This window comes from Blautia sp. MCC269 (assembly GCF_018785655.1).
GTDB lineage: Bacteria > Bacillota > Clostridia > Lachnospirales > Lachnospiraceae > Blautia_A.
Window position 1 is genome coordinate 25,420 of record NZ_WQQE01000006.1, and the last position, 21,407, is coordinate 46,826.

Here is a 21,407-nt window from a genome sequence, read left to right on the forward strand (position 1 = left end):
TAAATACCACAAACTGCTCCACCGTCTGTGTTTATTCAAGGATATCCTCCACGCTGTAGGAATCCGCAAGCAGGCTGAACCGCTCTTTCATCCCTTCCGTGAGATACACATGATGATCTTCATCCACAAAAAGTCCGTCTGCGCCGTAAGTTTTCAACAGCTGGGCACCTTTTTCCACACCCAAAACGAAACATGCTGTGGAAAGTGCGTCTGCCTCAAGACCTGTGTCACAGACTACCGTAACTCCGGTCACTCCGCTTTTTGCCGGATAACCGGTGGACGGGTCCATAATGTGGTGATATCTTACACCATCTTCGATAAAATATTTCTCGTAATCTCCGGATGTGGAAAGAAATTCTGTGCCATTTAAGGCAACCACACCAAGATAATCGTCATCATTTTCAGCACGGGGATCTGTCACTGCCACATTCCAGGAAGAACCATCCGGTTTGCTCCCATAAGTCATGACACTGCTTCCCCCAAGGTTCATAAGCGCCGCTGTTACATCTTTCTGGTTTTTCAGATTTTCAAGAATCAGGTCACAGCCGATTCCTTTTCCGGCTGCACCAAGATCCAGAGAACATCCTTCATCCATGTGGATCGTGTTTCCATCAAGAGAAATTTTCTGATATCCGGAGTCCTTCAGAACTTCCTGAATCTCATCTTCTCCCGGAATTCTCTGATTTTCTCCCCCGATATCCCACAGACGGATCAACTTCCCGATCGTCGGATCAAAAGCTCCGTCCGAGTCTTTCGCAATCTTCAGAAGGCGCTCCAGATACCCGGAAAGTTCCTCGGAAATCTCCGTATCTTTTCCGCTGTCCGCGTTCACCTTGTAGATCTGGGACTTCTCATTGGTCCAGGAAAGAAGGTTTGTCTCCACATCTGTCAGTACAGATGTCAGTTTACTGTTTATATCGTCGCCTGTGGTATAAAGTGTTTCTGATACCACAGTATCCATGGCAAAATCTGTATCCGTATATGTCTGTATATCCTTTTCCGAAGCAGCCATGCACAGCGCTGGAAATAGCATTGTGATTCCTGTAACTGCAGCCGTTGTAAGAAAAGCTTTCTTTTTCAGAGCATGATATCCCATCAATTATTTTCCTCAGTTGTTCCAATGTGAATATTTTTTCTCGGGCAGGTTGCCGCACATGCATGGCAGCAAAGACATTCGCCGGATCTGGCTGTGTCCCCGTCAATGTCCAGATGAGCCGGACATCTTTTTTTACAGAGGCCGCATTTTGGCGGACATTTCTCACGGTTTCTCTGAAACAGTGCTCCCGGAAGGATCGGCATCAATGCAAAAACCGCTCCCATAGGGCAGAGAAACTGGCAGAAAAAACGTTCCTGTGTACACATTCCCGCCATGATCAGAACCAGAATCACAATTCCCACCAGATATTTGCTGTTCGGGAGACGTCCTGCAGTGATCATGGAAAAAACATCCCACGGGCTGGTTCCTGTAAGCTTTCCGTATACTCCTGTGAGGCAGGAAAGTAAAATCAGGGCCAGTACGATATATTTGACTTTCTGAAGTCTGTGAACCATTTTTTCAGAAAGAGCTAGTTTCTTTTTTTTGTGAAAACATTTCGTCCAGATCCAGGAAAAACCTTCATATACGGCATCTCCGAAAGATCCGAAAGCACATGCATATCCGCAGAAATGTCTTCCGAAAAAGCAGGTAAAGATCAGAAGCACTGCTGTTACAGTCAGAAAGGAATTCCACTCTACCGGTTGACCGGCTGCAATGGCGAGAAAAATGGATTTGATTCCCGCAAAAGCTGTGGAAAACAGAGACGGAGCAGCAATAAAAAATGCCAGCTGTATCCCTGCGCGTATCAGCCTTACTTCCCGCTGTCTTTTTTTCATGAGTTTTCCGCCTTTCCAAGTGCTTCATCCACTGCATTCAGGATTCCGGTAGAACTGAATGTTGCTCCTGATACAGTATCCACATCTGTACTCTGGGCGCTTAAAATGGAATCGATTACACTCTCTGCCTGTGAAAGATATGCGCTGTCCTCACCTGGTGCGCTGACTACATTAATGGATGTAATTTCATCACTGGCAAGTGTCACTTCCACCTGAATGGTTCCACCGTATCCATCGGCCTCTCCTGTGTAAGTTCCATCTTTATATACGTTATCGGAATCTGGCGCTGCTGTGTCCTCCGCGTTTGCATCGGATGTCTTGCCGTCCGAAGTGTCTGCTGCCTTGTCACCGTCTGTTGAATCTGCATTACTGCTGTCAGTTCCTGTGGATGCTGCCTGATTCTGCATACGGTTTGCATAGCTTGTCTCCAGTGCACTGAGAAGTTCATTCTGCTGCTCCTGAAGCGTGTCTACCTTATCTGTCAGAGCCGAAATTTCTTTTTCGTTTGCCTGGGCTTTCATACTGCTGTTATAAAAAAGCACAGCCAGAACTACCAGCAGTAAAGAAATCACTCTCATATAAAAATTCTGGTTTTTCATCTCTTTTCTCCCCTGTATTTAGTCAGTCAGATATTCACAGTCCGTTCCTATCATCTGCACATAACCGTTTTTTGAATAAGTTATATATCTTTTACTCATATTTATAGATTAGTTCTAATTAATCATTTTTCTTTAATTAGATATTGCTAACTTACAGCTAGGTATTATATCACCTGATTTTTTTCTTGTCTATACTTTTTGTTAGTACGCGGTAACTTTTTTCTCCGTATCTTTAATTTTTGCTGTAACTTTTCCAGATATTGGTTAGATATCCTTAACTTATATTTGCCTTTTGAATGGGAGTATGATATGATTTTTTCTGAATCTGTGACAGAAACGGAGTTTTTATTTTGAAGAAAAAAGAAGTGATTTTTATTGCCGGGATTCTGGTTCTGGCCGGTATTCTCTGGCTTGGTTTTCAAATCGCAGGGAAACGTTCCCACAATACGATCCGGATTACTGTTGACGGAAAAGAATTCGGAACTTATTCTCTTTCCCAGGATCAGGTTATCCATATCGGGGACACCAATGTCTGCGAAATCAAAGACGGAAAAGTTACCATGACCGAAGCAACCTGCCCGGATCATTACTGTATGAAACAGAAGGCTGTGGATGAACATGGCGGTTCTATCATCTGTCTTCCTAATAAAGTTGTGATCGAAGGAGAAAATACTGCGGAGGATTCAGACTCGGAGAGTTCACCGAAAATCGATGCGGTGACGTAAATGCGAGAACTGCTTATCATCTGAAGACACTGGCGTTTACCAGTGACACAGTGGCATATGGAAGGATTTATTTATGAAACGAAAAACAGCTTATCTTGGATTATTTTCCGCAGTGGCGATTATTTTTGGATATGTAGAGTCTCTGATTCCTGTGTTTGCAGGGATTCCTGGAATCAAGCTTGGGCTTGCAAACCTGGCAGTACTTTTTATACTGGACCGGTATTCACTCCGCGAGGCGGCTCTTGTGTCCGTTGTAAGAATACTTGTGATTGGGTTTATGTTCGGGAATCTCTTCAGTATTTTGTATAGTCTGGCTGGCGCTGCGCTCAGCCTGACTGTGATGGATGTGCTTAAAAAACATTCTGATTTTAGTTTGATCGGAATCAGTGTGGCCGGGGGTGTTACTCACAATATTGGGCAATTGATGGTGGCCATGATTGTGGTGAGTAATACGAGTTTGATGGTTTATGCGCCAGCGCTGCTGGTTGCGGGAGTCCTGGCGGGGGTTCTCATAGGAATTTTGACAAAGGATGTTGTGGGACGACTTCCTTTGAACCTGTAGTGTGTGTATGTTTTTCTTTTTTGGATTATAGTTTTTACTTTATGAAGTAAATTTTAGAAGTGTGTGTTTTTCTTTTTTGGATTATAATTTTCACTTTACGAAAGTGGATAATTTGCGAGAAGGGGAAGCACTCATAGTTGCGAAGGCCGTCTCCCCTTCTCGCGCTCTTCCCCTCCTGGCCACGCCGCTGTTGTGCGTTGTGGAATGTGTAAATGTATCGGCTCAGTCCTGTATTCTGCTGTACTGACAGCGTCAGGCTGAGCCGATTGTTCGTTCAGGGCGGACGGGAAAGCGGCCTGCATAGCAGGCCTGTTCCCTGAATTACGGCGTATAACTTGTATAGCTGTTATTTCACTGTTATTCAGAAACAGGTCTGCTTCGCAGACCGCTTTTCGTACGGAGCGAATAAAAAGGTTTCGCCAATAAATTTACGTAGCATAAATCGGCTCAACTTTCCGCAGCCGACACCGTAGAATCCATCGCCCCGCTAATACCTTTACACATTCCCACAACCTGCAACAATTGCGTGCCCGGAAAGGGGGAGCTCGAGGGGGAAAAGCGGGCTTCGCAACTTTGAGTGCTTTCCCCCTCGTAAATTGCCCCATGCCAAAATGGTCCACCCCGGAAGGGAAAAACGCCTACGCCTCAAGTCCCCCCTCCGGGAAAGAAAATGCCTGCCGCATTCAGGCGCCCCCGCCGGGAGGCCTCAGGCCTCAGTCTCATCATGAAACTGAGGAATCGGTGTCACCGGTGGATATGGCTCCATCGGAGGCTCATCAAACTCCCCTGAAATATTCCGATAGAAAACTGCCATACAGGTTTCTATATAAGGCACCAGCCAGATCAGTGCCAGATAAAGTGTAAACATGGAAAAAATAATCCACGGTATAAAACTTAAAAGCATCTTCAGATACTCCCAGTAATGCCCCTTCATAAGCTTCGCACTGGCTTTCAGTGCCTGCATTCCTTTCATGTCCGGATTATCGGACAGAATATAATAACTCATGGTAAATGGCATAGCTACCAGCAGGTTCAGCACGAACCCGAGAAGTGTGAGCAGCATGTAAGTCACTGCCCAATTCATCTGTTCTTCCACGGTATTTCCCATATCACTTGTAAAGGAAAACCACGCCAGTGGAAGGGACGTCACCAGATTGATCAGTGCCAGCACAAAGGATGCCACGATTACATGGTCCGGCTGGTGGCTGAAAAAGTACAGAAGATCTCCGAAAGAATAAGCTTCTCTTCTGGAAATATTCAGGTAAATCCGGTAGAGTCCTGCGGAAAAGACGCAGATCACCAGAGAAAGGATAAAACTGAATACTTCTCCTCCGATGATTGCATACAGGGAATCTCCCGGAAAAAGCGCTGTGGAAATGTAGCTTGAGATCACGCTCATCGCCGCAACCGCAATGCTTCCGATCACAGGGACCGTAAAATTACCGGCCAGTGTTTCCCGTGCAAGCTTCTTACAGCCCTTCAGATTTTTTCTCATAAAAATTCTCTCCTTATGAACGATTAACATCGCTCCGTTATAGAAGGCGGAGACTTATACCAAGCCTCCGCCCTGTCATTCATTTCTTATTTTGTTTAATCTGCAAGATTAAACGCATCATGTACCGCATTCATGGCACGTACGCCATCTTTCTCATTAATGAGAACTGTCACACGGATCTCAGATGTTGCGATCATGTTGATGTTTACGCCCTCGTTATAAAGGCTCTCGAACATTTTTGCGGCAACACCCGGGTTACTCATCATACCGGCTCCCACGATGGAAAGCTTGGCAATATTTTTCTCCGCATGAAGCTCATCATAGCCGATGCGTGCCTGGTTGGATTCCAGAACACCCATTGCATCGTCCAGATCATTTTTATCAACGGTAAAGGAAATGTCCTTGGTTCCGGCACGGCCGATAGACTGAAGGATCATGTCCACATTGATGTTTTTCTTGGCCAGGGTATCAAAAAGCTTGAACGCTACTCCTGGTGAATCTTTAAGTCCGATCACAGCAATACGTACTGCATCTGTATCCAGAGCAACACCGCTGATCAGCATTCTCTCCACTGTTACTTCCTCCTTTACCACAGTTCCTTCGCTGTTGTTGAGACTGGAACGTACCACCAGCGGTACGCCGTATTTTTTTGCCATCTCCACAGAACGGTTATGAAGCACTCCCGCACCCAGAGTTGCCAGATCCAGCATCTCGTCGTAAGTGATCTCCTTAAGCTTGCGGGCTTTCGGAACCTTACGCGGATCAGCAGTGTAAACACCATCCACATCGGTGTAGATCTCGCAGGCATCTGCATGAAGTGCTGCTGCAAGAGCTACGGCTGTGGTATCCGAACCGCCACGGCCAAGTGTGGTATAGTCATTATACTTATCAATTCCCTGGAATCCTGTAACCACAACGATCCTGCGGTTATCCAGTTCTCTGCGGATACGTGCGGCATCGATCTTTTTCAGACGTGCGCTTCCATGTGCACTTGTTGTGTGCATAGCTACCTGAAACGCATTCAGGGAAACAGCCGGTACTCCCAGGCTGTCCATAGCCATGGACATCAGTGCCACTGACATCTGTTCTCCGATGGTAAAAAGCATATCCATCTCTCGTTTCGGAGGTTTGTCGTTGATATCTTTCGCCATGGTGATCAGCTCATCGGTATATTTACCCATTGCGGAAAGCACGACCACCACGTCGTTTCCTTTTTTGTAATCTTCGATACATCTTCTGGCAACATTAAAGATACGCTCTTTGTTTGCCACAGAAGTACCGCCGAATTTTTTTACGATTAACATGTTCTTATTTCTCCTCAGGCATCAATCCTTTACACGGATCATTGCCAGTACTTTTCCGGTAAGCTTACTGATCTTCTCTTTATATTCAGCCTGCTTCATCACCGGTGTGATAAATCCGAATTCGTCCGGAAGGTCATCCGGCTCGATAGTCTGTACATCACCGAAAGCTTTTTCTACTTCGTCCATAGTCGTATCAGACACACGTACAAAGAAGCGTCCCTCTACTTCATCCATATCCATGAGTTCAAGAGCATAGCTGCTCCAGTTTGTCATGATATTTCTGTGGAGATGTTTTGCCTCATCTACAACGTCAGCCACTACTGCACTGGCAGTCGGAAGTTTACCTGCTCCGCTTCCATAGAACATGGCGTCTCCAAGAACATTTCCGTGTACAAATACTGCGTTAAATACATCATTTACGCTGTAAAGCGGGCTCTCCTGTCCTACCAGGAACGGCGCTACCATTGCATAAAAAGAATCTCCGATTCTGCGGCTTGTGGCAAGAAGCTTGATAGTCATGCCAAGCTCTTTTGCATATTCCATATCTGCCGGTGTAATCTTTGTGATTCCTTCTGTATAAATATCCTCGTAATTCAGGAATTTTCCGTATGCAAGTGAAGAAAGGATGGCGATCTTACGGCATGCGTCAGCACCCTCTACATCTGCAGTGGGATCTGCCTCTGCGTAACCCTTCGCCTGAGCCTCTTTCAGAACAGTGTCAAAATCACAGTTCTCTGTGCTCATCTTGTAAAGCATGTAGTTGGTTGTTCCGTTGAGGATTCCTGTGATCTCATCGATCTCATCTGCTGTCAGTGAAGAATTCAGCGCACGGATAATCGGGATACCGCCGCCACAGCTTGCCTCAAAAAGGAAATTGATATTTTTTTCCTGGGCAATCTCCATAAGCTCGGAACCATGTTTGGCTACCAGGGCCTTGTTGGATGTGCTTACGCTCTTTCCTGCCAGAAGTGCTCTTTTTACAAAGGTATAAGCAGGCTCAATTCCGCCCATAACCTCAACGACAATATCTACTTCCGGATCGTTTACGATCACTTCATAATCATGAACCAGAACTTTCTCAACCGGATCTCCCGGGAAATCTCTTAGATCGAGAACGTATTTAATGTTGATCTCATCTCCGGCTCTTTTGTTAATGCTCTCATGGTTTGTGTTGATTACTTCAACAACTCCGCTTCCTACTGTACCGTAGCCTAATACTGCTATGTTTATCATATGCTTACTCCCTGCCTAAAATTTTCAAATAGTGTATACCGTCTCTCTGTTCAATATCCTCCACCATGGCCTCTGCGTCGCCTTCTCCAGGAAGGATGTCAACGCTCAGCGTCAGTGTTGCGACTCCGTTAATGGGAATACTCTGATGTATGGTCAGGATATTACCGTGAAAACGGGCAATCGTCTGCAGCACCATTGATAAAAGTCCCGGCTCGTCGTCCATCTGAATGATAAAGGTGATGGTCTTTCCCCTGGTCTCCTCGTGGAAAGGAAAAATATCGTCCTTATATTTGTAAAAAGAGCTGCGGCTGATCCCGGTCTTTTCAGCAGCTTCCTGAACAGTAGCCACACGGTTAGATTCCAGCAGCCTCTTGGCCTCAACAACCTTAAGAAGTACTTCCGGCACTGCCCTTTCTCTTACTACATAGTATTTTTTCTTCTCAACCTGTTTCTGCATAGCAACCTCTCTGTCCGTTTCATAAAGACAACTGTTTTTGTACAAAAGATATATTATCATAATAAAAGAAACTCCACAAGCGCTTTTTTGCCTGCGGAGTCCTTTTCTCTGTCTTTATGGGGTTCCGTGACAGTAATGTTATTCTTTCTTTTTCGCCAGCGCGATCCATTTCAGGTATGCATTGATAAAGAGGTCAATGCCACCGTCCAGAACTGCGTCAACATTACCGGTTTCTTCATTGGTTCTATGGTCTTTTACCATGGTGTATGGCTGCAGGACATAGGAACGGATCTGGTTTCCCCAGCCGATATCTGTCACTTCGCCTCGAATGCCGGAAAGTTTCTCCTCAGCCTCCTGCTGTTTCAGAAGATACAGTTTGGCCTTCAGCATCTGCATGGCCTTATCCTTGTTCATGTGCTGAGAACGTTCATTCTGGCACTGTACCACGATTCCTGTAGGGAAATGGGTGATACGGATCGCAGAGGATGTCTTGTTGATATGCTGTCCACCGGCACCACTGCTTCGGTAGGTATCAATACGGATATCATCGTCGTTGATCTCTACATCCAGGTCTTTCTTGATATCCGGCATGACATCGCAGGATACAAAAGATGTCTGTCTCTTTCCTGCCGCATTAAACGGAGAAATACGTACAAGACGGTGAACACCTTTTTCAGATTTCAGATAACCGTAGGCGTTCTCTCCGTTCACCTGGAAGGTTACGGATTTCACACCGGCCTCATCACCATCAAGGTAGTCCAGTACTTCCAGTGCAAAGCCTTTTTTCTCTGCCCATCTGCTGTACATACGGTAAAGCATTCCGCACCAGTCGCAGGCTTCTGTTCCGCCGGCTCCTGCGTTCAGCTTGATGATGGCATTCTCGCTGTCGTACTCTCCGGAAAGAAGTGTCTTCACACGGATGCTGTCAAAGCTTGCCTGGAACTCGTCCAGCATTTCCTGGATCTCAGGGATGATCTCAGGATCATTCTCCTCATATCCCATCTCGATCATGGTTTCCATATCTTCCATCTGTGTTTCCAGATTATGGTATGTCTCAATATCATCCTTGAGACTCTTTAACTGTTTCATTTTCATCTGAGATACTTCTGCATTATCCCAGAAATCAGGCGCTTCCATCTCGCGCTCTAATTCTTCGACCTTCTGCTCTTTGTTAGCGAGGTCAAAGTGAATCCCTCACTTCCACTAATGGCTCTGTGTATGTTGCAAGAATACTCTTGAACTGATCTAACTCAACCACAGCTTCACCTTCTTTCTATATATTGATGCAGGAATTCCTGCCTGTCTTATACAATACCATATGACCATGGAAATTACAACGAAAACGTGGTCCGGGCGTTTCTATTTTATCTGCGACAGTTCATAGATATCCCCTCTCCGGTGCTTCAGAAGTGGCAGCTGTTCCCGGACTTTTTTTACCTCATCCAGATCCAGTTTCACAACCTTCACGTCCGGCTTTTCTTCCATTTCCATGAGGACTTTTCCCCAGGGATCTACGGCAATGGAATGGCCCCAGGAATGGTATCCGGCGTTCAGATCTCTGGCAGGTGCAGCTCCAATGGTGTATACCTGGTTGTCCACAGCTCTCTGACGGAACATCAGCTCCCAGTGGAGAGGCCCTGTTGTCATGTTAAAAGCAGCCGGCACAATGATCACCTCTGCGCCCTGGTCCACCATCAGCCTGGCAAGTTCCGGGAACCGGAAATCGTAGCAGATGCAAAGGCCAATCTTTCCAAATTCTGTGTCAAAAACTGTCACCTGGTCTCCCGGTGTCAGGGTATCCGATTCTTTAAAATACTGGCCACCTTTTACATCAATGTCAAAAAGATGCATTTTCCGGTGTTTCCCGATCTGATGCCCGTTTCTGTCAAAAACATAGGATGTGTTGTAAATATGACCGGCTGCATCTCTCTCCGGCATGCTTCCGGCTACAAGATAAATTCCACGTTCTGCTGCCAGCCTGGAACATTTTTCCCAGGTGTCCCCACCTTCGGCTTCCGCATACTCCGGAAAGTATTTATTCTCGTAGGGACAGCAGAACATTTCGGGCAGGACTGCCAGGTCGATTCCCTGAAGTTCCGGGCGGGCAAGAATTTCTGCTGCCTGGGTGATGTTACGGGATTTTTCCTCATATACGTGTGTCTGAAGAATTGCTGTTTTTATAATGGCCATATTCTCATATCCTTTCTCTGCTCTTATACAAAAATAGCCCCACCATATCATCAGGTGAGACTATTTTTATCTTCATTCTCAGATCTTAGCCGCCTTACGTCCGCAGCACTGTTTGTATTTCTTGCCGCTTCCGCATGGGCACGGATCGTTTGGATATACTTTATCTTCTTTTCGCTGAACCGGTTTCTTCGGACCGGCGCTGTCATCCTTGTTTGTGCCGGTTACTTTTGCAACCTGCTCACGCTCGATCTTCTGCTCTACATGAACATGATACAGCATACGTACGGTATCTTCCTGAATGGAAGTGATCATGTTGTTGAACATCTCAAATGCGTTCATCTTGTACTCAACAACCGGATCTCTCTGGCCGTATGCCATCAGGCCGATACCCTGACGGAGCATCTCCATGTCGTCGATGTGATCCATCCACTTGCTGTCGATACATTTCAGAAGAACTACTCGCTCAAGCTCACGAAGCTGCTCCGGTTCCGGGAACTCAGCCTCTTTCGCTTCATAAAGCTTCACAGCCTCTTCCTTCACGATATGCTTGATCTCATCTTTCTTATGACCTTTTACCTTCTCTGCAGTCAGAGGGTGGATTGGGATAATCGGAGTGATCGCGGTATTGAACTCATCAAGATCCCACTCCGAAGAATCCATATCATCAGAGAAGCACATATCTGTCATGCTGTCTACGATATCTGTGATCATCTTGTAGATGGCATCACGCATGTTCTCACCGTCAAGTACCTGACGACGCTCCTCGTAGATGATCTCTCTCTGCTCATTGTTAACCTGGTCATAGTCGAGAAGATTTTTACGGATTCCGAAGTTGTTGAACTCGATCTTCTCCTGCGCTTTCTCGATGGCATTGGAAAGCATCTTATGCTCAATCTGCTCATTCTCCTCAACACCAAGAGATGTGAACACTTTCATCAGTCTCTCGGAACCGAACAGACGCATCAGGTCATCCTCAAGGGAAATGTAGAAACGGGATTCACCCGGATCTCCCTGTCGTCCGGAACGTCCACGGAGCTGGTTATCAATACGTCTTGACTCATGACGCTCAGTACCGATAATCTTCAGACCGCCGGCCTCTCTTGCCACATCGTCAAGTTTGATATCGGTACCACGGCCTGCCATGTTGGTTGCGATGGTAACGGCATCTGCCTGTCCTGCCTGTGCTACGATCTCAGCCTCAAGCTCATGGAACTTGGCATTCAGTACATTATGCGGGATTCCCTCTCTCTTCAGCATTCTGCTGAGAAGTTCGGAAGTTTCGATGGTAATCGTACCAACCAGTACTGGCTGATGTTTTGCGTGAGCTTCCTTAACTGCCTCTACAACGGCATTGAATTTCTCTTTCTTTGTCATGTAAACGGCATCATCAAGATCTTTACGCTGTACCACACGGTTGGTCGGAATCTCTACAACGTCCATGCCGTAGATATCACGAAACTCTTTTTCCTCGGTAAGGGCCGTACCGGTCATACCGCCTTTTTTGTCATATTTGTTGAAGAAGTTCTGGAAGGTGATGGTTGCAAGAGTCTTACTCTCTCTTTTAACCTTAACATGCTCTTTCGCCTCGATCGCCTGATGAAGACCATCGGAATAACGACGGCCCGGCATGATACGTCCGGTAAATTCATCGACGATCAGGATCTCGTCATCTTTTACAACGTAATCCTGATCTTTATGCATCAGGTTATGTGCACGAAGCGCAAGGATAATGTTGTGCTGGATCTCCAGATTCTCCGGATCTGCCAGGTTCTCGATATTAAAGAATTTCTCAACCTTCTTGATACCCTGCTCGGTAAGGTTGACGATCTTATCTTTCTCATTTACAACGAAGTCACCGGTCTCGATAACTTCCTCGCCCATGATGGCTGCCATCTTGGTCATCTCATGGCTGGCCTCACCACGCTCCAGCTGCTGTGCAAGGATATCGCACACCTCATAAAGCTTGGTGGACTTGCCGCTCTGTCCGGAAATGATCAGAGGTGTACGTGCCTCATCGATCAGGACGGAGTCGATCTCATCGATGATACAGTAATGAAGATCTCTCTGAACAAGCTGTTCTTTATAGATAACCATGTTGTCACGAAGGTAATCAAATCCAAGTTCGTTGTTGGTAACGTATGTGATATCACATCCGTATGCCGCACGGCGTTCTTCCGGTTTCATGTCGTTGAGTACCACACCTACAGTCAGGCCAAGGAACTCATGGACTTTACCCATCCACTCGGCATCTCGTTTAGCCAGGTAATCGTTGACCGTTACGATGTGGACACCTTTTCCCTCAAGGGCATTCAGGTATGCAGGAAGTGTGGAAACAAGAGTTTTACCTTCACCTGTTTTCATCTCGGCGATACGGCCCTGGTGAAGGATGATACCACCGATGATCTGCACACGGTAATGCTCCATTCCAAGTACACGCTTGGCTGCCTCACGTACAGTGGCAAATGCCTCCGGAAGAAGATCATCCAGTGTTGCACCTTCTGCAAGACGTTTCTTATATTCTCTGGTCTTGTCCCGTAACTGCTCGTCGGTGAGTTGCTGCATCTGGGACTGATAGCTCTCGGTTTTCTCAACCAGCGGCATAATACGTTTTACCTCACGCTGGCTGCGGGTTCCAAATACTTTTGAAAAAACATTCATGTTTCTGCTCCAATCATTTTATTCGAAATAGGACGTTTAAGTCTCTCATCTATCCGATTCAGGATCATTCCAGGACACTGTTCGTTCCAATCACAATAACCATTCCAGTTCTCTGTTGATATCCAGATCACATATGGTATATATTCTACCACTTTCCAGTTATAAAAACAATGAACAATTAATTAACAAATCGTGTCCGGAGCTGTTCTTCTGCCCTGAAAAAAGCTCCGGGAATCTGCAGATTTTCCACGCAGATTCCCGGAGCCATTCTCAGTCGTTCAATATTCAGTTTTTATAAAAGATCATTCACCCATGATCTCCTACAGAGACTTCTGCCTAAAACTCTGGCTCAATCAGTCCGTAAGTATTACCTTTACGTTTGTAAACTACGTTCACCTGCTCTGTCTCAGCATTGAAGAATACAAAGAAATTATGTCCAAGAAGCTCCATCTGTACACATGCATCTTCCGGATACATTGGTTTGATTCCGAATTTCTTGGTACGGATGATCTTAACTTCCTCATCCTCTTCATAATCCTTATCAAGGTATGCTTTCTGGAAGTTTGTGGATTCCTGCTGCTTGTCAACGATCTTGTTCTTGTATTTACGAAGCTGACGCTCAATTACCTCTTCAACCAGATCGATGGATACATACATGTCATTGCTTACCTGCTCGGAACGGATAATGTTACCTTTCACAGGGATTGTTACCTCGATCTTCTGGCGATCCTTCTCAACACTTAAGGTTACTGAAATCTCAGTTTCAGGAGTGAAATACCTTTCAAGTTTACCAAGCTTGTCCTCAACAGCTGTTTTAAGTCCTTCTGTTACTGCTATATTCTTTCCACTAATAATAAATTTCATGACTTCCATCCCCTTTGCTGTTTTATGTTGCTATTATAACACATTAAGTTGAATTTTAACATCACTTTTCAAAAATTTCACAAATTTTTTCTGAATTTATTCAATATATTCCTGCAAAAGGATTTTTTTGTCATGAATATGCAACTATTCTACTTCATCTCTGCCAGAACTTCAAATGGTATGCTTCCGCCAAAAATATCCAGGGCACTGCCAACAGTCACGTCCAGTCTTCCCTGTCCTGCCTTTCGAAGTTCCTCAATATCTGCCATAGAACCGACACCGCCTGCATAGGTTACCGGATGAGCTTTGTACTGTCCCAGAAGTTCCGCAAGTTCGTTCTCAACACCATGAGCCTTTCCTTCCACATCCACTGCATGGACCAGAAACTCATCGCAGTAACTTCCAAGCTTCTCCATCAGTTCCAGTGTCACAATCTCTTCTGTAAATTTCTGCCAGCGGTCTGTGACTATGTGATAATTACCATCTTTTTTGCGGCAGCTTAAATCAAGTACAAGATGTTCTTTTCCTGCTGCGTTCCGGATTTTATCCAGATTTTCCCAGGAGATCACTCCGTTTTTGAATACATAGGAAGTTACGATCACGTGGCTGGCACCAGCCTCCAGATACTCCGCCGCATTCTCCGGGCAGATCCCGCCTCCGATCTGAAGTCCTCCGGGGTATTTTTTCAGGGCAAGAAGTGCCTGGGCTTTCGTCGCTTCATAGTTTGGAGAATCTTTTCCATTCAGAAGGATCACATGGCCACCTTTTAAACCGGCCTTCTTATAAAGCTCTGCATAAAATGCCGCATCCTGCTCTGACACAAAATTTTCCGCGGCCTGGTCACCCTGATCTTTCAGGCTTCCACCTACGATCTGTTTTACTTTTCCGTTATGTATATCAATGCATGGTCTGAATTTCATAATCCTGTCCTCCGTTTTCTTTCCATGCACTGATCATAGCATCTGAAACAGTTTTATGCAATGCTGTGGTAAAATATCTGTAACACGAGATTACCTTACAGTTGCTGACCACAAAATAAACAGTAACTCTATCTGCCCTCTACTGCATTTCCTACTGCATTGCCGATATCATCCACTGCATTACCTACGCCATCACCCAGATCCTTCACGCTGTCACCCAGCTCACCGGATACCGTTCCATCATTTTCGGTTCCGTTTTCTGTTCCATTGACACCCGCTGTTCCCGGCGCTGTCGTTGCATTATTTCCGTCCCCTGTGGGAGTCACGGTGACATTCCCACCGGCCATCTCATTGTTATCTGTACCAGAATCTTCGATGACCCCGCCGTTATCCATCACACCATCATTGTCCGTTTCGCCTTCCATAATTTCATTTTCTGTGGCAGTATTTTCGTTTGTATCTTTTTTCTTATCTTTCTCATCTTTATTTTTTTCGTCCACGGTTTCATCCGCATTGTTTACCTCTGTACCACAGGCTGTAAATGTACACAGAGACAGAGTGAGCATAGTGCCAAAAAGAATCGCCTTCCATTTTTTCATATGATCTTCTCCTTTTTCTGAAAAATTCTGTATTCCTAATATGACACTTTTTCCGTTATCCTATTCTGGGAAAATTTTCAATAAAATGTTCTTTACTGTAAAGTGGGCATAAAAAGACGGGTTCCGCTTTTACACGAAACCCGTCTGTATTATCTGCATTTTATTCTGTTACGGTTTATCTGTTACACCGCTCAGTCTGTCAGCATCAGCCGATCACGTCACTCATATCGTAACGTCCTGCCGGTTTACCTGCAAGGAATTTGGCTGCTTCTACAGCACCTTTTCCAAAAATAGCCTTGGAATATGCAGTATGCTTGAACTCGATCACTTCGTCCTGACCTGCAAAAATGATCTCATGCTCACCTACGATGGTTCCGCCACGAACTGCGGAGATTCCGATCTCCTTATCGTCACGTTTCTCACGTTTCTGGCTGCGGTCATATACATAATGATACTTGTTATCCATAACTTCATTAATGCTGTCTGCCAGTGCAAGTGCAGTACCACTTGGTGCGTCTACTTTCAGGCGGTGATGTTTCTCAACGATCTCCATGTCAAATCCTGCAGTTGCAAGAACCTTGGCAGCGTCCTGAACCAGTTTCAGAAGTGTGTTGATACCAAGAGACATGTTCGCAGATTTCAGCACTGCAACCTTTTTGGATGTTTCTTCTACTTTCGCAAGCTGCTCCTCGTTTAAGCCTGTGCTGCAGAGAACAACCGGGATCTGGCGTGCGGCACTGTACTCAAGAAGCTTGTCTGTTGCTTTTGCAGAGGAGAAATCAATGATCGCGTCTGCCTCTACCTGACATGTATCAATATCGGTAAATACCGGATAGCTGTTTTTTCCCTGATCTGCAATGTCGATGCCTGCCACGATCTCTGCATCCGGATCTTTCTCCACAATGCCACTGATCACCTGACCCATATGTCCGTTGCAGCCATGCATGATGATTTTTACCATAGTATATTCTCCTTTACCTTCCGCTTACAGTCTGATTATTTTGCAAGCTTAAGGCCGAATTTCTCGATCTCTTTTGCAAGAGCTGCCTTTGTGTCTTCTTCCATCTCGCAAAGTGGCATACGAAGCGGTCCTACGTTCATTCCCATAAGGTTCATAGCTGTCTTAACAGGAATCGGGTTTACTTCGCTGAACAGTGCGTTGATCAGCGGAAGAGCTTTCAGCTGATCCTCTGTTGCTCCCTTGGTATCACCGTCGAAATATTTCATGACCATGTCATGTGTAAACTTCGGTGCAACATTGGAAAGTACGGAAATAACACCAAGTCCGCCAAGAGAAAGAATCGGAAGTACCTGATCATCGTTTCCGGAGTAAAGCTCAAGCTGTCCGTCTGCCAAAGACATCATTTTGGCGATCTGGGAAAGATCTCCGGTTGCTTCCTTGATTCCGACAATGTTCTTTACATTCTTTGCAAGGTAAGCTGCTGTAGCCGGCTGGATGTTGCAGCCTGTACGGCTCGGTACATTGTACATGATGAGCGGAGTTTCCGGAACTGCATTGGCAATTGCTGTGTAATGAGCGATAAGTCCCTTCTGTGTAGCCTTGTTATAATAAGGTGTTACAATAAGAAGAGCGTCTGCACCATAGGAAGCTGCTTCCTTGGACATCATGATTGCTGTCTCTGTACAATTGGAACCTGTTCCTGCGATTACAGGCACACGTTTGTTAACTTTGTCAATTGTGAACTTGATTGTCTGAAGGTGCTCTCCGTGTGTCAGAGTAGAAGATTCTCCTGTTGTTCCGCAGATAACGATGGCGTCTGTGCTGTTCGCGATCTGATCCTCAAGGATCTCCTCAAGTTTCTCATAATTTACCTTACCGTCTTCGTACATAGGTGTTACGATTGCAACGCCTGTTCCTTTAAAAATTGCCATTTGTCTTCCTCCTTCTTTCTTCTGTGAACTGTTGCTTATTTCCGTTCCTGTCCGGTCAGCTCTGTTGTCATTGTGGTAACACTGTCCACATATGGCTTCAGTGCTTCCGGAAGCCAGCGTCCGGTCATAACTATGTGCATACTTTCATCCTTCTGCTTAAGCATATCGATGATCGTCTCAACTGGAGCGATTCCTTTATCCATAAGCCCGAGGATTTCATCCAGCAGCAGAAAATCACACTCTCCGGTAGCAATTACCTTCCGTGCAAAATTAAGGCCGTTGAGAATATTGGTTCTCTCTTCTGTCTTTTCCTGCTCACTCAGGTCATTATAGCAGGTGTCCATTTTTTCGAAACGGAAAATCTTGAAATCAAGATTATCCAGATCCTCAAGAAAATCCAGTTCTCTGCGTTCCCTGCCCTTGAGAAACTGTATGATGATCACACTTTTTCCCTGCGCGGCAAAGCGCAAAGCCTGGCCGATAGCCAGTGTCGTCTTTCCTTTCCCGTTCCCGCAATAAACCTCTGTTATTTCTTTTTCCATGATTCTTCCTCTTACTGTTTAGTGAAACCGGTAATTCCCCATTTTTTTAATTTTTCTTATATTACCGCAGATTGGCTGGAAATGCAAGTGTTACCTTAATGTTCCCACCAATATTCCATAACCTGTCCAATGTTACTCAACATATTCCAATTTGCTCACCGAAACTTCATAGGCTATCCTTTTTTCTGTCTCATTTTCACTGATTCGTTTCATATATTCCCTGCTCTGAATTCTGCCCCAGATCAGCACATGTCCGCCTACTTCAAAAGCCGAAGCATATCTGGCATTTCTTCCCCAGCATATACATGGTATGTAATCGGATTTTCCGTAAGGACGGTTGACTGCCATCAGAAGATCCGCAATCTCTCTTCCAAGCGGAGTTTTTCTGTATACAGGCGGTTTGCAGATATACCCGTCCAGAAAAATCTGATTGACCGGTATGGATTCCTCTCCCTCTTCCACAAATTTCACTTCCCTGGCAAATACCGAAAGCACAAGTCTATTTCTCTTTTCCTCATGACGGTTATAGGACCGGAACTGTCCGTGGATTTCAATATACTCCCCAACATAGTCCTGGGTGATATCAATCAGACGCTCGGACACCATCACCGGAATCCTGTCCTCAGAATCGCTGAGACGTTTTACCAGAATATCCATCATATAAAACCCTTCTCCAAAAACCTGATGGCTGAAGGTAAATCCGGTGGCAATACGCCCCATAACCGATACCTGATTGTTTTCAATAATTTTATCTGCCATAATAAGTAGCTCTCCTTCCTCTTCGTGTATTTCGTCTATACCAATGTATGTGCATTTGGGGTATAATATGTCTGGAAAATGAAAAACTAAAAATATTTTTTTATATCTTGTAATCTCACGAAAATGTGATAAACTGTAAATTTGGACATCATTTTTAACAAAAAGATTACTTATATATGGAAAGAAAGGATTTGGATTATATGAAGACCAAGCGTGAAGATGTTCGTAACGTGGCCATTATCGCCCATGTCGATCACGGTAAAACAACACTTGTTGACGAGCTTTTGAAACAGAGCGGTGTTTTCCGTGAGAACCAGGAAGTCCAGGAACGTGTCATGGACTCCAACGATATTGAGCGTGAGCGCGGCATTACGATTCTCTCCAAAAACACCGCAGTTCATTATAAGGATGTAAAAATCAATATCATCGATACTCCAGGTCATGCGGACTTCGGCGGCGAGGTAGAGCGTGTGCTGAAGATGGTAGACGGCGTTATTCTTCTTGTGGACGCCTTCGAGGGTGCCATGCCTCAGACTAAGTTTGTACTTCGTAAAGCTCTCGAACTGAACCTGCATGTTATTGTCTGCATCAACAAGATCGACCGTCCGGAAGCACGTCCGGAAGAAGTTGTGGACGAAGTTCTGGAACTTCTCATGGATCTGGATGCATCCGACGAGCAGCTGGACTGCCCGTTTCTGTATGCCTCCGCAAAAGCCGGCTATGCAGTTCGTAACCTTGAGGACAAACCTGAGAATATGGCTCCGCTTTTTGAAACCATCCTTGATGCAATTCCTGCTCCGGAGGGAGATCCGGACGGAGATACACAGGTTCTTATCAGCACCATCGACTACAATGAGTATGTAGGCCGTATCGGTGTCGGTAAGGTTGAGCGCGGAACCATTTCCGTAAACCAGGAGCTGATGCTTCTGAACCATCATGACCCAGACAAACACGAGCGCGTAAAGATCAGCAAACTCTACGAGTTTGACGGTCTGAACAAGGTTGAAGTTAAGAGCGCTACCATCGGAGCCATCGTTGCAATCTCCGGTATCGCAGATATCCACATCGGTGATACACTCTGTGCAGGAGACAACCCGGAGTCCATTCCGTTCCAGAAGATTTCCGAGCCTACAATCTCCATGAACTTCCTTGTAAACGACAGCCCTCTTGCAGGACAGGAAGGTAAATACATCACTTCCCGTCACCTTCGTGACCGTCTCTACCGTGAGCTGAACACAGACGTCAGCCTTCGTGTGGAAGACACAGATACAACTGAGTGCTTCAAGGTTTCCGGCCGTGGTGAGCTTCACCTTTCCGTTCTTATTGAGAACATGCGCCGTGAGGGATACGAGTTTGCAGTCAGCAAACCGGAGGTTCTCTATCACACAGACGAGCGCGGACGTAAACTGGAGCCGATTGAGATCGCATATGTTGACGTTCCGGAAGAATTTTCCGGTACTATCATCCAGAAACTCAGCGAGCGTAAAGGTGAGCTTCAGGGTATGAGTACAGCAAGCGACGGAACTGTACGTCTTGAGTTCTCCATCCCTTCCCGTGGACTGATCGGATTCCGTAACGAATTCCTTACCTCCACCAAGGGTACCGGTATCCTGAACACCATGTTTGACGGATACGCACCATACAAGGGAGACTTCCCGTACCGTAAACAGGGTTCCCTCATCGCTTTCGAGGCAGGCGAGACTGTAACTTACGGTCTTTTCTCCGCTCAGGAGCGTGGTACTCTCTTCGTCGGACCTGGTGAGAAGGTTTACAGCGGTATGGTTATCGGACAGAACGGAAAAGCTGAGGATATCGAGCTGAATGTCTGCAAGACCAAACACCTCACCAATACCCGTTCCTCTTCTGCAGATGACGCACTGAAGCTTGTTCCGCCAAGAATCTTAAGTCTTGAGCAGGCCATCGAGTTCATAGACCAGGATGAGCTTCTTGAGGTAACACCGACAAGCCTTCGTATCCGTAAACGTATTCTGGATTCCAGAGACAGAAAACGTGCTGCATTCCGCAAGAGCTGATCATTTTTGACCAGTTATTGATTTTTTACTGGAATCTGACAATGTTTCACAGTTGAAAAGAATCCAGATATATCTTTAACACGTTTTATTTCGCTGCCATATGGGACTTTCGTTCCCGTATGGCATTTTTTTATGTAAAAAATCTCCTGGTTGTCCCGGATTGCAGTTTTCTGACAGCTATCTGCCCTTTTCTCCACGGTCTGAGCGAAAAAATTGTTCTAAATTATTCTGAAAACTCAAATAATTCCAAGTTTTTTTATTTCTTATGGTTTGGCACTTTACCGCGATATGATATTTTTGTGAATTATTTATCAAAATTCTTCGTTATTTTCGTTAATTATTTATCATATTCGCTATTGACGTCTGGAATCTGTTAAATTATAATGTGTTCATGATCGATTGACAAAAGTTTAACGTTAATGTTTTAACTGCATGATACGTTTTATCTTTTGCCCGCCCCTCATATGTGTGCATGTTTTTTGTCAGTGTTGACAAATATTTAACATGTTTTTTTGTGCACAGTGCTGAATTTAAAGATTTTTTTGAAAGGATTTTTCAATAATTCAGCGTTCTGCGGAGTGAAATTTACAGTATTTTCCCCTGATTTTCTGTTCGTCATTTTGCACATAGCGGCAAAATTCAGAATTTGCGTTTTTTTCTGAATTTTGATACTATATAATCATTGAAACAGAAAATTCAATC

At 45.2% G+C, this 21,407-nt stretch carries 20 protein-coding genes; 3 read left to right on the forward strand and 17 right to left on the reverse strand.

Features of this window, described 5'->3' with window-relative positions; translation table 11 throughout:
* Positions 1-31: 31 nt before the first annotated feature.
* From GPK88_RS01560 to GPK88_RS01570, 3 genes are read right to left on the reverse strand one after another with little or no spacing between them, the layout of a single operon-like run.
* On the reverse strand, positions 32-1,096 hold the full coding sequence (locus GPK88_RS01560; RefSeq protein ID WP_173761990.1) for an FAD:protein FMN transferase: 1,065 nt from the start codon (positions 1,094-1,096) through the stop codon (positions 32-34).
* Positions 1,096-1,872: a 4Fe-4S binding protein gene (locus tag GPK88_RS01565; protein ID WP_148445254.1), complete on the reverse strand. Its 777-nt coding sequence runs from the start codon at positions 1,870-1,872 to the stop codon at positions 1,096-1,098. Before GPK88_RS01565 ends, GPK88_RS01560 begins: the two co-directional genes overlap by 1 nt.
* Positions 1,869-2,471 carry an FMN-binding protein gene (locus GPK88_RS01570; RefSeq protein WP_148445256.1) on the reverse strand — a complete coding sequence of 201 codons (603 nt, stop codon included), beginning with the start codon at positions 2,469-2,471 and terminating at the stop codon, positions 1,869-1,871. Before GPK88_RS01570 ends, GPK88_RS01565 begins: the two co-directional genes overlap by 4 nt.
* Positions 2,472-2,821: 350 nt before the next feature.
* Between GPK88_RS01570 and GPK88_RS01575 the strand changes: the two genes are divergently transcribed.
* Together GPK88_RS01575 and GPK88_RS01580 are read left to right on the forward strand one after the other, a co-directional pair.
* Positions 2,822-3,196, forward strand: coding sequence for a NusG domain II-containing protein (locus GPK88_RS01575; RefSeq protein WP_148445258.1), 375 nt, complete (start codon positions 2,822-2,824; stop codon positions 3,194-3,196).
* 73 nt (positions 3,197-3,269) lie between these two features.
* Positions 3,270-3,758 (forward strand): Gx transporter family protein, encoded by a 489-nt coding sequence (locus tag GPK88_RS01580; RefSeq protein WP_148445260.1) that lies wholly within the window; start codon positions 3,270-3,272, stop codon positions 3,756-3,758.
* Positions 3,759-4,464: 706 nt separating this feature from the next.
* Here the strand turns inward: GPK88_RS01580 and GPK88_RS01585 are convergent.
* From GPK88_RS01585 to GPK88_RS01650, 14 genes are all read right to left on the reverse strand, one after another.
* Positions 4,465-5,253 (reverse strand): DUF975 family protein, encoded by a 789-nt coding sequence (locus tag GPK88_RS01585; RefSeq protein ID WP_173761987.1) that lies wholly within the window; start codon positions 5,251-5,253, stop codon positions 4,465-4,467.
* 95 nt (positions 5,254-5,348) lie between these two features.
* Positions 5,349-6,557, reverse strand: coding sequence for an aspartate kinase (locus GPK88_RS01590; RefSeq protein WP_148445264.1), 1,209 nt, complete (start codon positions 6,555-6,557; stop codon positions 5,349-5,351).
* A 21-nt stretch (positions 6,558-6,578) separates the two neighbouring features.
* Positions 6,579-7,790 carry a homoserine dehydrogenase gene (locus tag GPK88_RS01595; RefSeq protein ID WP_173761986.1) on the reverse strand — a complete coding sequence of 404 codons (1,212 nt, stop codon included), beginning with the start codon at positions 7,788-7,790 and terminating at the stop codon, positions 6,579-6,581.
* 4 nt (positions 7,791-7,794) lie between these two features.
* A complete protein-coding gene (locus tag GPK88_RS01600; RefSeq protein WP_118061802.1) occupies positions 7,795-8,247 on the reverse strand; it encodes an ACT domain-containing protein in 453 nt (150 codons plus the stop codon).
* Positions 8,248-8,385: 138 nt separating this feature from the next.
* Positions 8,386-9,505, reverse strand: a protein-coding gene (gene prfB / locus GPK88_RS01605; RefSeq protein ID WP_173761985.1) for a peptide chain release factor 2 whose coding sequence is annotated in 2 segments (ribosomal slippage) — positions 8,386-9,429 and positions 9,431-9,505 — 1,119 coding nt in all. Because the reading frame shifts where the segments join, the coding sequence is not laid out codon by codon here.
* 101 nt (positions 9,506-9,606) lie between these two features.
* Entirely contained in the window at positions 9,607-10,437 is an 831-nt protein-coding gene (locus tag GPK88_RS01610) for a carbon-nitrogen hydrolase family protein (RefSeq protein WP_173761984.1), read from the reverse strand.
* A 78-nt stretch (positions 10,438-10,515) separates the two neighbouring features.
* Positions 10,516-13,095 (reverse strand): preprotein translocase subunit SecA, encoded by a 2,580-nt coding sequence (gene secA / locus GPK88_RS01615; RefSeq protein ID WP_148445272.1) that lies wholly within the window; start codon positions 13,093-13,095, stop codon positions 10,516-10,518.
* Positions 13,096-13,431: 336 nt separating this feature from the next.
* On the reverse strand, positions 13,432-13,959 hold the full coding sequence (gene hpf / locus GPK88_RS01620) for a ribosome hibernation-promoting factor, HPF/YfiA family (RefSeq protein WP_015526242.1): 528 nt from the start codon (positions 13,957-13,959) through the stop codon (positions 13,432-13,434).
* A gap of 149 nt (positions 13,960-14,108) precedes the next feature.
* Positions 14,109-14,879 (reverse strand): phosphoribosylformimino-5-aminoimidazole carboxamide ribotide isomerase, encoded by a 771-nt coding sequence (gene hisA / locus GPK88_RS01625; protein WP_173771839.1) that lies wholly within the window; start codon positions 14,877-14,879, stop codon positions 14,109-14,111.
* Positions 14,880-15,007: 128 nt separating this feature from the next.
* Positions 15,008-15,478 (reverse strand): hypothetical protein, encoded by a 471-nt coding sequence (locus GPK88_RS01630; RefSeq protein ID WP_173761983.1) that lies wholly within the window; start codon positions 15,476-15,478, stop codon positions 15,008-15,010.
* 205 nt (positions 15,479-15,683) lie between these two features.
* Positions 15,684-16,439, reverse strand: coding sequence for a 4-hydroxy-tetrahydrodipicolinate reductase (dapB, locus tag GPK88_RS01635; RefSeq protein ID WP_173771838.1), 756 nt, complete (start codon positions 16,437-16,439; stop codon positions 15,684-15,686).
* 35 nt (positions 16,440-16,474) lie between these two features.
* Positions 16,475-17,371, reverse strand: a complete 897-nt coding sequence (dapA, locus tag GPK88_RS01640) for a 4-hydroxy-tetrahydrodipicolinate synthase (RefSeq protein WP_173771837.1) — start codon at positions 17,369-17,371, stop codon at positions 16,475-16,477.
* 35 nt (positions 17,372-17,406) lie between these two features.
* The gene (locus tag GPK88_RS01645) at positions 17,407-17,913 is read right to left on the reverse strand and encodes a cob(I)yrinic acid a,c-diamide adenosyltransferase (protein ID WP_021975801.1); all 507 of its coding nucleotides are present in this window, start codon (positions 17,911-17,913) and stop codon (positions 17,407-17,409) included.
* A gap of 132 nt (positions 17,914-18,045) precedes the next feature.
* Positions 18,046-18,672 (reverse strand): single-stranded DNA-binding protein, encoded by a 627-nt coding sequence (locus GPK88_RS01650; RefSeq protein WP_021975802.1) that lies wholly within the window; start codon positions 18,670-18,672, stop codon positions 18,046-18,048.
* 200 nt (positions 18,673-18,872) lie between these two features.
* Here GPK88_RS01650 and typA point away from each other — a divergent pair, with 200 nt between their 5' ends.
* Positions 18,873-20,705, forward strand: coding sequence for a translational GTPase TypA (gene typA / locus GPK88_RS01655; protein WP_173771835.1), 1,833 nt, complete (start codon positions 18,873-18,875; stop codon positions 20,703-20,705).
* Positions 20,706-21,407: the final 702 nt, after the last annotated feature.

Bases quoted from the DNA above. Each gene is read 5' to 3' on its own strand.
- dapB (WP_173771838.1), bottom strand. From the start codon at position 16,439: ATGGTAAAAATCATCATGCATGGCTGCAACGGACATATGGGTCAGGTG.
- GPK88_RS01585 (WP_173761987.1), bottom strand. From the start codon at position 5,253: ATGAGAAAAAATCTGAAGGGCTGTAAGAAGCTTGCACGGGAAACACTG.
- hisA (WP_173771839.1), bottom strand. From the start codon at position 14,879: ATGAAATTCAGACCATGCATTGATATACATAACGGAAAAGTAAAACAG.
- secA (WP_148445272.1), bottom strand. From the start codon at position 13,095: ATGAATGTTTTTTCAAAAGTATTTGGAACCCGCAGCCAGCGTGAGGTA.
- GPK88_RS01565 (WP_148445254.1), bottom strand. From the start codon at position 1,872: ATGAAAAAAAGACAGCGGGAAGTAAGGCTGATACGCGCAGGGATACAG.
- GPK88_RS01650 (WP_021975802.1), bottom strand. From the start codon at position 18,672: ATGGCAGATAAAATTATTGAAAACAATCAGGTATCGGTTATGGGGCGT.
- typA (WP_173771835.1), top strand. From the start codon at position 18,873: ATGAAGACCAAGCGTGAAGATGTTCGTAACGTGGCCATTATCGCCCAT.
- hpf (WP_015526242.1), bottom strand. From the start codon at position 13,959: ATGAAATTTATTATTAGTGGAAAGAATATAGCAGTAACAGAAGGACTT.
- GPK88_RS01580 (WP_148445260.1), top strand. From the start codon at position 3,270: ATGAAACGAAAAACAGCTTATCTTGGATTATTTTCCGCAGTGGCGATT.
- GPK88_RS01645 (WP_021975801.1), bottom strand. From the start codon at position 17,913: ATGGAAAAAGAAATAACAGAGGTTTATTGCGGGAACGGGAAAGGAAAG.
- GPK88_RS01595 (WP_173761986.1), bottom strand. From the start codon at position 7,790: ATGATAAACATAGCAGTATTAGGCTACGGTACAGTAGGAAGCGGAGTT.
- GPK88_RS01570 (WP_148445256.1), bottom strand. From the start codon at position 2,471: ATGAAAAACCAGAATTTTTATATGAGAGTGATTTCTTTACTGCTGGTA.
- GPK88_RS01600 (WP_118061802.1), bottom strand. From the start codon at position 8,247: ATGCAGAAACAGGTTGAGAAGAAAAAATACTATGTAGTAAGAGAAAGG.
- dapA (WP_173771837.1), bottom strand. From the start codon at position 17,371: ATGGCAATTTTTAAAGGAACAGGCGTTGCAATCGTAACACCTATGTAC.
- GPK88_RS01630 (WP_173761983.1), bottom strand. From the start codon at position 15,478: ATGAAAAAATGGAAGGCGATTCTTTTTGGCACTATGCTCACTCTGTCT.
- GPK88_RS01610 (WP_173761984.1), bottom strand. From the start codon at position 10,437: ATGGCCATTATAAAAACAGCAATTCTTCAGACACACGTATATGAGGAA.
- GPK88_RS01560 (WP_173761990.1), bottom strand. From the start codon at position 1,096: ATGGGATATCATGCTCTGAAAAAGAAAGCTTTTCTTACAACGGCTGCA.
- GPK88_RS01590 (WP_148445264.1), bottom strand. From the start codon at position 6,557: ATGTTAATCGTAAAAAAATTCGGCGGTACTTCTGTGGCAAACAAAGAG.